This window comes from Mycobacterium sp., from assembly GCF_035499775.1.
GTDB lineage: Bacteria > Actinomycetota > Actinomycetes > Mycobacteriales > Mycobacteriaceae > Mycobacterium.
Genome location: NZ_DATJYB010000608.1, coordinates 1 through 9,962, shown reverse-complemented (window position 1 = coordinate 9,962; position 9,962 = coordinate 1). Strand labels below are relative to the sequence as shown.

Annotated in this window: 10 protein-coding genes and 3 pseudogenes; 4 read left to right on the top strand and 9 right to left on the bottom strand. The window is 66.3% G+C overall.

The window, feature by feature from the left end:
• The 4 genes and pseudogenes from VML93_RS36620 to VML93_RS36605 form a co-directional block, all read right to left on the bottom strand.
• On the bottom strand, nucleotides 1-767 hold a 767-nt coding region (locus VML93_RS36620; RefSeq protein WP_325618467.1), incomplete at its 3' end, for a PE-PPE domain-containing protein.
• A gap of 150 nt (nucleotides 768-917) precedes the next feature.
• A pseudogene (locus VML93_RS36615) lies at nucleotides 918-1,129 on the bottom strand (PE family protein); the annotation flags it as partial.
• Between the two features lie 81 nt (nucleotides 1,130-1,210).
• Entirely contained in the window at nucleotides 1,211-2,584 is a 1,374-nt protein-coding gene (locus VML93_RS36610) for a flavin monoamine oxidase family protein (protein ID WP_325618465.1), read from the bottom strand.
• Nucleotides 2,585-2,628: 44 nt separating this feature from the next.
• A pseudogene (locus tag VML93_RS36605) lies at nucleotides 2,629-3,036 on the bottom strand (TetR/AcrR family transcriptional regulator); the annotation flags it as partial.
• Between the two features lie 112 nt (nucleotides 3,037-3,148).
• On the opposite strand from VML93_RS36605, the gene VML93_RS36600 reads away from it, so the two are divergent.
• Together VML93_RS36600 and VML93_RS36595 are read left to right on the top strand one after the other, a co-directional pair.
• Nucleotides 3,149-3,406: a type II toxin-antitoxin system prevent-host-death family antitoxin gene (locus VML93_RS36600; protein WP_325618463.1), complete on the top strand. Its 258-nt coding sequence runs from the start codon at nucleotides 3,149-3,151 to the stop codon at nucleotides 3,404-3,406.
• Nucleotides 3,403-3,795 carry a type II toxin-antitoxin system VapC family toxin gene (locus tag VML93_RS36595; RefSeq protein ID WP_325618461.1) on the top strand — a complete coding sequence of 131 codons (393 nt, stop codon included), beginning with the start codon at nucleotides 3,403-3,405 and terminating at the stop codon, nucleotides 3,793-3,795. The genes VML93_RS36600 and VML93_RS36595 overlap by 4 nt, the downstream gene beginning before the upstream one ends.
• Before the next feature lie 28 nt (nucleotides 3,796-3,823).
• On the opposite strand, the gene VML93_RS36590 is transcribed toward VML93_RS36595, so the two are convergent.
• Genes VML93_RS36590 through VML93_RS36575 form a run of 4 tightly spaced genes read right to left on the bottom strand, consistent with a single transcriptional unit; the run spans nucleotide 3,824 to nucleotide 7,997 of the window.
• Entirely contained in the window at nucleotides 3,824-4,513 is a 690-nt protein-coding gene (locus tag VML93_RS36590; RefSeq protein WP_325618459.1) for a type 1 glutamine amidotransferase domain-containing protein, read from the bottom strand.
• Nucleotides 4,514-4,521: 8 nt separating this feature from the next.
• Nucleotides 4,522-5,433, bottom strand: coding sequence for a CoA ester lyase (locus tag VML93_RS36585; protein ID WP_325618457.1), 912 nt, complete (start codon nucleotides 5,431-5,433; stop codon nucleotides 4,522-4,524).
• A gap of 16 nt (nucleotides 5,434-5,449) precedes the next feature.
• On the bottom strand, nucleotides 5,450-6,634 hold the full coding sequence (locus VML93_RS36580) for a CoA transferase (protein ID WP_325618455.1): 1,185 nt from the start codon (nucleotides 6,632-6,634) through the stop codon (nucleotides 5,450-5,452).
• Nucleotides 6,627-7,997: an LLM class flavin-dependent oxidoreductase gene (locus VML93_RS36575; protein WP_325618453.1), complete on the bottom strand. Its 1,371-nt coding sequence runs from the start codon at nucleotides 7,995-7,997 to the stop codon at nucleotides 6,627-6,629. The genes VML93_RS36580 and VML93_RS36575 overlap by 8 nt, the downstream gene beginning before the upstream one ends.
• A 62-nt stretch (nucleotides 7,998-8,059) precedes the next feature.
• Between VML93_RS36575 and VML93_RS36570 the strand changes: the two genes are divergently transcribed.
• Complete coding sequence (locus VML93_RS36570; protein ID WP_325618451.1) at nucleotides 8,060-8,704, top strand: GntR family transcriptional regulator; 645 nt, start codon at nucleotides 8,060-8,062, stop codon at nucleotides 8,702-8,704.
• 4 nt (nucleotides 8,705-8,708) lie between these two features.
• Here VML93_RS36570 and VML93_RS36565 read toward each other — a convergent pair.
• Nucleotides 8,709-9,164 (bottom strand): annotated as a pseudogene (locus VML93_RS36565) (PPOX class F420-dependent oxidoreductase).
• A gap of 116 nt (nucleotides 9,165-9,280) precedes the next feature.
• Between VML93_RS36565 and VML93_RS36560 the strand changes: the two are divergent.
• Nucleotides 9,281-9,962, top strand: a 682-nt coding sequence (locus tag VML93_RS36560) for an AMP-binding protein (RefSeq protein WP_325618450.1), incomplete at its 3' end; no start/stop codon positions are given.

Sequence of the window (9,962 nt, the reverse complement as noted above, 5' to 3'; positions counted from 1 at the left end):
CCGCTGGCGTAGCCGAGGTCGACGATCACCCGCAGATCCGGCTGCAGCAGGTCGGCGATCGCATTGCCGGGGACACCCAGACTGCGCAGCGGCTGAACCAACGGCAGCCCGTTGTCCAGCGACATGTAGTACGTGGTGTGGCCGTGGTAATCAGGACTGACGGGCAGCTCGTAGTACGTCCTCGGCACGATGTAATTGTGCTGGCCGGTCAGCGAGCCCATCACCGCGTTGAGGTCGCTCACCACGTTGAGCGGGTAGTTGGGGAAGTCGGCCACCGCGTCGTACTGGATGGTGTAGACGGACGTCACGTAAGGGCTGTCGGCCGGTGTCGCCCCATTGGCGTAGGCGTCCAGCAGCGGGATGTAAAAGCCGGTGAATCGTTCGAAGAAACCGCCGTTCGGGTTGTTCGGGTTGCCGGTCAGAATGAACGAAAGTTCGGCGGAATTCGGCGAACCCTGCGCCATCAAATTGCGGATCTCCTCGGTGGCGACCACCGCCGACTGCGAGGTGGTCCAGACCGTGACTGTGTTGTGGTTCGCCAGCTGCGTCCCGATGGCGTCGTCCAGCAGCCCGACCCCCTGATGGACCGACTGCCCCAGCGTCAGCCCGCCCAGCTGCGGCGAGACAGGCCAGAACTGCTCAGGGGTGTAAAGCAGCGAGTTGACGCTCCCCTGGTTCAGGTAAAGGTCACTGACCGCCCAGTTCTTCGGATCGAACGGACTGTTGGTGCCGCCGACGATCAGCCCGACGGCGGAATTCTCCGGCACCGTCGGTGGAACCGGCGTGGCATTCTGCGGGAAGAGGAAGTCGAAGGGCTGCTCGAGCTTGGTGACCGTGTCGCGCAGGAACTGCTCGGCGGCCTGCTCAGCCTGCTGATAGCCCTGGCCCGACTGCGCCAACAGCCCGGCGAACTGCTGGTGGAACCCCTGCGCCGCCGAGGCGATCCGTGCAGACTCCTGCCCGTAGCCGTTGAACAGCGCGGTGATAGCTGCCGACACCTCGTCCGCGCGGGCGCCAACACCGAGGAGGTGGGCACGGCGGCGGCCAGCGTGGCTTCGCGCAGCGACGCCCCGATGCCATCCACCTCGGCCGCCGCCTGCGCCAGCGCGCCGGGATCTACCTCCACCATCAGGACTCCCCTTCAGCCAATGGGGCGCTATCCCGCCTCGTGTGATGGTAGCTGCGTTGGCGTCAGCCCAGGCCGTTTCGATCAGGGTCGGCTATCGCCGGTGAGGATCTCGTCGGCGGCGCGCCGGCCGGACGTGATCGCGCCGTCCATGTAGCCACTCCACACCTGAGCGGTCTCCGCCCCGGCCCAGTGGATGCGGCCGATCGGAGCCGACAGCGCCTTGCCGTACTGCGTCAACCCACCGGCGCCCAGCCGGCCGCCGTAGCACCCGCGGGTGAATTCCTCAGCGGCCCAATTCTGTTCGACGATGTCGAACGGCTCGGCGGCCTGCGGACCGAAGTACTTGACCAACGCGTCGATGACGAGTTTGTGGCGCTGCTCCGTCGGCAACTCTGCCGCCTCCCGGGCGTGCGCGCCTTCGAGGAACCCGACCAGGACGCCGCACGAGGCGTCGGGCGGGGAGTTGTCCAACACGATGCCGAACGCGTCGTCGAGACTGGTCACCGACCCGTTCAAACCCGCCTCGCGCCAGAACGGGGACTGGTAGCCCACCTGGAACTTGATCACCGACCCGGCCGGGAACTGCTGGGTGAGGCCGTCGCGGGACGCGGGCAGCGGCGGCAGATACCGGATCCGGCCCGCAAGCGTCGGCGGGATCGCAACGATTACCTCGCCGGCGGTGACCGTGCTGGTCCCGCCACCGTCGGCGTCCTCATAAGTGACGGCGACCCCCTCGTCGTCCTGGATGATCGTGCGCACAACCGCCCCGAGTTGCACCCGGTCGCCGAGTTCCTCGGCCATCCGCTCGGAGATCCGGTGCGTGCCACCGACCACACGGCGCTCCTGTGCACCGCCGGCGGTGGCGAGCATCATCGCCAGGCCGTTGCCCGACCGGATGTAGAACAAGAAGTGCAAGAACGAAAGCTCGGGGGTCTCGGCGGAGAACAGAGTGGGCACGATCAGCCGGAAGAACCGCAGTGCCACGGTGTCGGTCGTGTTCGCGGTCAGCCACGTGTCGAAGTTCTGCCGGTCCAGCTCCGCCGCGTCCGCCGCCTGCCACGGCGCCGAGGTGGGTACCGAAGCCGCCAGCGTCTCGATCTCCACCACCAGGCGACCGATTTCGGCGAGGCTGTCGAGCGGCAGACCGAAGGTCTCGTCGGAGTAGCGGACCTGCTGCCCGTCGTAGAACGAGATCGCGTCGCCGGCGTCGTAGGTGGGGAACGTCTCCAGACCGAGTTCGTCGATCAGCTCGAGCACGGCGTCCTGACTGGGCCCTACCCACTGGCCGCCCAGCTCGACCGGCACCCCGTTGCTCAGGAACCCGCCGAGGTTGCGACCGGCGACCCGATCACGCGCCTCGAGAACTCGCACCGACTTCCCCGCCGCGACGAGCTCGCGGGCTGCCGAGAGCCCGGCCAGCCCGGCGCCGACGACGACTACATCCACGTCCGAAATGATTACTCCTCTGAATTCATACAGTCGTATGACTTGGTTGCTACGGCAACAACCTCGGTGTACCTCTCGTACTGCCAGCGCGGCAGCTCCTCCAGCCCGGGCGTACGCAAGGCGTGGGTGACGAGCTCGTACTGCACCAGCTGCAGATTGCGGTGGTCGACGACCAACTTTTCCCAGAAGTTGTGCAACCCACACCGGATCGCGTGTTCCAGCCCGGCCTCGAGTTCGGCAGAACTGCGCAGCAGGTCGGCGATCTCCTCCACGACGTCCTCGATCACCGCGCGCAGCAGGCCCTGCTTGGTCGGAAAGACGTACTGCAGCGTCCCCAGCGGGATGCCGGCTTCGGTCGCCACCGTGCGCATCGAGGTGCCGCCGACCCCGTCACGCATCAGAACGGCGCGCGCGGCGGCCACTGCCTGTTTGCTACGCACCGCGGACTCGACGTATGGCATCAAACTCCCATCACACGTCCACCCGGATTGGGCCACGGTAGTCCGACGAGTCGCCTGTCAGCGACCCAAAAGCCGTGTTGCTACAGTTGTAGCATCTCGCTACGCTCGTAGCATGACGGCTAACGTGGCGGCGCGTGACCTTCGTAACCACACCGCTGAGATACTGCGTCGCGTCGAGGCCGGTGAGGAAATCCAGGTGCTGAAGGAAAACCGACCGGTGGCAAAGATCGTTCCCCTGCCCCGGCGCCGACAGTGGTTACCCGCGGCAGAGATAGTCCGAGAACTGGAGCGCCTCGGACCCGACACCACCGGGCTCCGCGAGGAACTCCGCGACGCGCTGACGGACACCACCGACGATCTGTCGTGGTGACTCCCCGACGAGCGTTGGCCGACACCTCGGTGTTTACCGGGTTGGAGACAGCGCGACTCGCCGCGGACCGGTTTGCCGGCTACGAATGGGGTGTCTCGGTGATCACGCTCGGTGAACTCCGGCTCGGGGTGCTGCAAGCGTCCGGTCCTGAAGCATCGGCGCGTCGGCTCTCGACGTATCAGCTCGCCCAGCGGTTCGAGCCCCTCGATATCGATGAATCGGTCTCCGAGGCATGGGCGCTGTTAGTGTCCCGGCTGCGCGCGGCTGACCGGCGAGTACCCGTCAACGACAGCTGGATCGCGGCGACTGCAATCGCTCACGATATTCCGATCGTCACGCAAGATAGTGATTACACCGGCATGCCGGATGTTGAGGTCATCGTGATCTGACTCGCCGACGACGCGCCCATATAGGTATCTAAAGCGCAGTGAGCAGGTTCTGCGCCAGGGGCCCGGCCGAGGCGGGGTTCTGCCCGGTGTAAAGGTTGCGGTCCACGACCGTGAAGGGCTTCCAGATCTCGCCGCGAACGAAATCGACACCCAACTTCACCAGTTCGTCTTCGGCGGTCCACGGGGCCTTCTCACGTAGTCCGACGCCGTCCTCTTCCTCATTGGTGAACGCGGTGACCCGGTAGCCGGCGAAGGGCGATACCCCGTTGCGACGGGTGGCCAGGAGAGCAACGGGTGCGTGGCAGACGATGGCAAGTGGTTTGCCTGACGCCAGTGCCGCGGTGAGCAGCCGCCCGGAGTCGGCGTCCTGCCATAGGTCTTCCATCGGGCCATGGCCGCCGGGGTAGTACACGGCGTCGTAATCCTCGAGTCGGGCGTTGGCCAATTCGATTGGCCTGCGCAGTTCTTCGGCGGATCGCAGGACTTCCTCCAGCTGTAGGGCGATCTCTTGGCTGCCGGCCATCGAGGGGCGCAAGCTCATGACGTCCACATAGGGCACCGCACCGCCGGGAGTCGCCACCACGATCTCGTGGCCGGGTTGGCTCAGCGCGCTGTACGGCGCGGCAAATTCCTCGGCCCAGTAACCAGTCGGATGTCGGGTGCCATCCTTGAGCGTCCAGAAACTCGTTGCGGTGAGGACGAACAGGATTTTGGCCATCAGAAAGTCTAGCGGCTGCCGTCGATCAGCGCGGCACGGGCCAGCGTCTGCTCGGCCATCTTCACGTGTGCAGCATCGACCAGCACACCGTTAACCCCCACCGCGCCACGGCCTTTCGCCTCGGCCTCCCGGTAGGCGGCGACATTGCGCTGCGCACGGGCGATTTCGTCGGCGGTCGGCGAGTAGACCTCGTTGGCGACCGGAACCTGGTCGGGGTGAATCGCCCACTTGCCGGTGTAGCCCAGCAGTGACGCCCGTCGCGCGTCGCGCTCATACCCGTCGAGGTCCCGGTAGTCGGGGTAGGGCGCGTCGATGGCGTCGATGCCCGCGATCCGCGCCGCCACGATCACCTTGTTGCGCGCGTAATGCCAGAAATCACCGGGGTATTCGCCTAGGGGAACAAAGTTCGTGTCCACCCGCGCGCCCTGCGACAGCGAGAAATCCCCCACCCCGAAGATCAACGCGTCCAACCGTGGGCTGGCCACCGCGATCGCCTCGGCATTGGCCAGCCCCTCGACCTCCTCGATGAGCACTTCGAGCCGAATCTGGTTGCGCAGGCCAAGTTTCGACTCAAGCTGGGTGAGCAGCACATCCACCCACCAGACGTCGCGGGCCTGGCGCGCCTTCGGGATGATGATTGTGTCCAGGTTCTCGCCGGCCTTGGTCACCACGTCGATGACGTCGTCGTGGCACCACGGGGTGTCCAGGCCGTTGATCCGCACCGCGCGTGCGGTGCGCCCCCAGTCGATGTCGTTGAGCGCGCTGATTGCCTTATCGCGCGATTCCTCCTTGAAGGCGGGCGGAACCGCATCCTCGAGGTCGAGGAACACCAGGTCCGCGCCGCAACCGGCGCCCTTCTCGAACATGTTGTCGTTGCTTGCGGGCACCGCGAGCTCGGAGCGACGGAGCAATTGGGTCAACGTGAAATTCCTTCTCTCACAACACACCGCGCGCGCGGAGGTCGTCGATTTCGGTAATGGTCAGGCCGAGTAACTCGCCGTAGACCTCGGCGTTGTGTTCGCCGAGGCGGGGACCCAGACGGCCGACCGTCCCCGGCGCCGCGGAGAACCGCGGAACCGGCGCCTGCACCGTCATCGCGCCCAGCTCGTCGTCCTCCACGGAGACGAAAACCCCGCGATGCGCCAGCTGCTCGTCGCCGACCAAATCCGAAATGTCGTACACGGGCGCCGCGGCCACCTCGTTCGCCTCGAACACCGCCATCGCCTCCGAAAGCGTCTTGGTCGCAACCCAATCCGCGACCACCGCGTCGACCTCGCGCGCCCTGGCCAGGCGCCGCTGGGGATCGGCGAAGTCGGCGTCGTGCACCAGGTCGCCGCGGCCTATGGCGCGAAAAACCCTGAGCGCCAACGCCGGTGAGCTGCCGGACATGGCCAGCCACCGCCCGTCCGAGGTGCGATACGTGTTGCGTGGCGCCGAGATATCCCACCGGTTACCGGAACGCTCAGGTACCAAACCTAATTGGTCGTAGCCCAACAGCGTCTGCTCCAGCAGACGGGCCAGCGGGTCGACGAGGTTGATGTCGATCAGCTGTCCCGGCGCGCCGTGGACGTCGCGGTGGTACAGCGCCATCATCACCGCGTACGCAGCGTTCAACGATGCGACGCCGTCGGCCAGCATGAATGGGGGCAGGGTGGGCGGCCCGCCGGCCTGGCCGGTGATATGCGCGAAGCCGCTCATCGCTTCCCCGAGCGTGCCGAAGCCCGGGCGCTCGCTTTTCGGCCCGGTCAACCCGTATCCGGTGATGTGCAGCATCACGATCCGGTCGTTGACCGCGCGCAGGCTGTCGTAGTCCAGACCCCACTTGCGCAATGTCTGCGGCCGGGTGTTGAAGATGGCGACGTCGGCGTGCCGCACCAGGCGACGCACCAAGTCCTGACCTTCGGCGCAGCGCAGATCCAGCGTGACGGATCGCTTGTTGCGCGAGATCGACTTCCACATCAGGCCGACGCCGTCACGCTGGTTGCCCCACGCCCGGATCGGATCGCCGTGTCGGGGTTCTTCGACCTTGATCACGTCGGCGCCGAACTCGCCCAGATAGGTCGCCACCAGAGGGGCGGCAGCCAGGGTCGCGAGGTCGAGCACCCGCACGCCGTCAAGCATCGGCGCCGACGAGGGTGTTCGAAGGTCGTTGCAGCCCAAGGTGTCCCCGCAGCGTCGAGGATTCGTATTCGGTGCGGAACAGCCCGCGTCGCTGCAGTTCCGGGACCACCATGCGCACCACGTCTTCAAACGCGCCGGGCAGATGCGTTGCGGCAAGCACGAAGCCGTCGCACGCGCCGCTTTCGAACCAGTCCGCCATCTGGTCGGCGACCTGCTCGCCGGTGCCGACGAAGCGGGGACCCTGCAACAGCGTGGCGCGATGTCCGGCCAAGTCCCGCACGGTCACTTGCCGGCCCCCGCCTTGGACAGAAATATGCGTGCGCAGGTTCTGCACCAGTCCCCGGATGCCGGAGACCGACGCGATGAGCTCGTCGGTCACCGGATCGTCCAGATCGTGCTGCGCGAAGTCGTAATTCATCAACTCCGACAACAGTGTCAGTGACGCCATGGGGTGAACCAGATCGTTGAGGAACAAGGCTTCGCGGTCCTTGGCGTGGGCCTCGGATTCGCCGACCACAGCGTAGGCCATCGGGCAGATGCGTACCGCGGCAGGATCACGTCCCGCCACCGAGATGCGCTCCTTCTGGTCGGCGTAGTGACTGCGCGCGACGTCGATCCCCGGGTCACCGGTGAAGATCAATTCGGCCCAGCGCGAAGCGAATTCGCGTCCCCGCCCCGAAGACCCGGCCTGGACGATGACCGGTCGCCCCTGTGGGGTGCGCGGCACGGTCAGCGGTCCGCGCGCGGAGAAGTACCGGCCGGCATGCCCCAGCTCGCGCACCTTGGCGGGGTCGGCGTACCGGCCGGATGCCCGGTCGTGCAACACGGCGTCGTCTTCCCAGGTGTCCCACAGTCCGGTGACCACCTGCATGAACTCGTCGGCGCGGTCGTAGCGTTCGTCGTGGCCCAGGTGGGCGTCGACGCCGAAGTTCTGCGCCTCGCTGTCGTTGACGGAGGTGACCACGTTCCAGGCGGCCCGGCCGCCGGAAAGGTGATCCAGCGTCGCGAAGGTCCGCGCGACATGGAACGGCGCGTAATAGGTGGTCGAGTAGGTCGCGCCCAGCCCGATGCGCGACGTGGCCTGCGCCAGCACCCCGAGTACGACGCCGAGGTCCAGCTTGACCGGGCGAGCGCCGTAGCGGACCGCCTCTGCCACCGATCCGCCGTAGACCCCCGGCATCGCCAGGCGATCGTCGAAGAACATCAGGTCAAAGCAGCCTTCTTCGAGCTGGCGCCCGATTTTGGCGTAGTAGGAGGCGTCCAGGTACCGGTGTTCGGTCGCCGGGTGTCGCCACGAGCCGGCGTAGACGGAGGTGCTGCCTGCCTGCATGAACGCAACGAGGGCCATCTTGTCGGTTCTCATGTCGCGAATCTAACATCTGATATATCAGATTTCAAACGCTAGGTGCGTGGTAGGGTGCCAGGGTGGCCGCCATCGATATCTCCGGCACCGTGCGGGAACGCGCCGCACGCGAACTCCGCGACCGCATCCTCACCGGTGCCATGCCGGCCGGGTCACGCATCGACCTGGATGCCATCACCGAGGAGTTCGCGACCAGCCGGACCCCGGTGCGCGAGGCGCTGCTGGAACTCTCCTTTGAAGGATTGGTCAACGTCGCGCCGCGCAGTGGGGTCACCGTGATCGGCATCAGCCCCGAAGACGTGCTGGACAGTTTCACCATCCTCGGTGTGCTGACCGGGCAGGCGGCGGCCTGGGCCGCCGAGCGGGTCGAGCCGGACGAACTCGCGATGCTGCGCGAACTCGCGGCAGACGTCGTCGCCCGCTCCGGCGACGACAGCATCGGCGAGGCCAATTGGCACTTCCACCAGAAGATCCACCGCGCGGCGCACTCCCCGCGGTTGATGGCCCAGATCAAGCAGGCCGCGCGCGTCGTGCCGACCAACTTCCTCACCTTGTTTCCCGACCACGAGAAGCACTCGCTCGACGAGCACCAACAGCTGCTCGACGCGCTGGGCGACAAAGACGCCGACCGGGCCCGCGTGATCGCCGAACGGCACGTCCTGGACGCCGGGCGCTCGCTGGTCGAGTGGCTTCAGGGGCAGCGCTGAACAGCTATTTGGGCGGGAAGCCGCCGGTGGCCACCGGACCCCAGCGCCGCGGCGTGATGCGAATCAGGCATTTGCCCTGCTCGACCATGGCGCGGCGGTATTAATCCCAGTCGGGATGCTCGCCGGCGATCACGCGGTAGTAGTCGACGAGAGGTTCCACCGCCACGGACCCGTCGATCACCTCGGCGTCGCCGTCGACCTGCACATAAGCGCCATTGAACTCATCGGAGAAGACGACCACGCTCGCGGTGGGGTTGCGGCGGATGTTCGCGGATTTTGCGCGTTGCGGATAGCTCGCGATAACTACTCGACCCTGCTCGTCGACCCCGCCCGTCACCGGAGAGCTCTGCAGCGAACCGTCTGTACGGAACGTGGTCAACATCATCTTGTGCCTCGGCCGAATGAACTCGAGCAGTGCGGAAAGATCGACCGTCTGCGCCGTTGCCACTTTTGAAGCCACCAACTCAGCGTACCTGGCGATTCAAACACTGTTGCAGCGCAACGCATCTGACGTTTAGATCTGCGGTAGCCAGCGTTGCTCAAGCGATCCTGGCGCGACTTGAGTATTTTCGTAAGGTGCCGGATATCCCTGCGCAGTACCTGTTGTCTTCGGACGCACCGGCCCCGCGCACGCTCATCGACATCATCAACGAAACCGCCGCGCGCTATCCGGATGCCGCGGCGATCGACGACGGCACAGTGCAACTCACCTACAGCGAGCTGATCAGCGACATCGAGGACAGCGTGGTCTGGCTGGCCGCGCGGGGTATCGGGCGCGGTGACCGGATCGGCATCCGGATGCCGTCGGGCAGCTACGCGCTGTACGTGGCAATCCTGGCGACGTTGGCCGCCGGGGCGGCCTATGTGCCGGTCGACGCCGACGACCCGGACGAACGTGCCGAATTGGTGTTCAACGAAGCCAACGTTGTCGCGGTCATCACGGAAAACGGGCTGCTCAGGGGCCCCGGCTCGTCGCGTGGCTGGCGCGCCGTAGCGCCACTGGCCCGCGACGACGCGTGGATCATCTTCACATCCGGGTCGACCGGCACGCCGAAGGGCGTAGCCGTCTCGCACCGCAGCGCCGCCGCGTTCGTCGACGCCGAGGCACGAATGTTCTTGCAGGACAACCCGATTGGTCCCGGCGACCGGGTGCTGGCCGGATTGTCGGTGGCCTTCGACGCGTCCTGCGAAGAGATGTGGCTGGCCTGGCGGCACGGCGCCTGCCTGGTTCCCGCGCCGCGGTCGCTGGTGCGCAGCG

Bases quoted from the DNA above. Each gene is read 5' to 3' on its own strand.
- VML93_RS36575 (WP_325618453.1), bottom strand. From the start codon at position 7,997: ATGAGAACCGACAAGATGGCCCTCGTTGCGTTCATGCAGGCAGGCAGC.
- VML93_RS36600 (WP_325618463.1), top strand. From the start codon at position 3,149: ATGACGGCTAACGTGGCGGCGCGTGACCTTCGTAACCACACCGCTGAG.
- VML93_RS36590 (WP_325618459.1), bottom strand. From the start codon at position 4,513: ATGGCCAAAATCCTGTTCGTCCTCACCGCAACGAGTTTCTGGACGCTC.
- VML93_RS36580 (WP_325618455.1), bottom strand. From the start codon at position 6,634: ATGCTTGACGGCGTGCGGGTGCTCGACCTCGCGACCCTGGCTGCCGCC.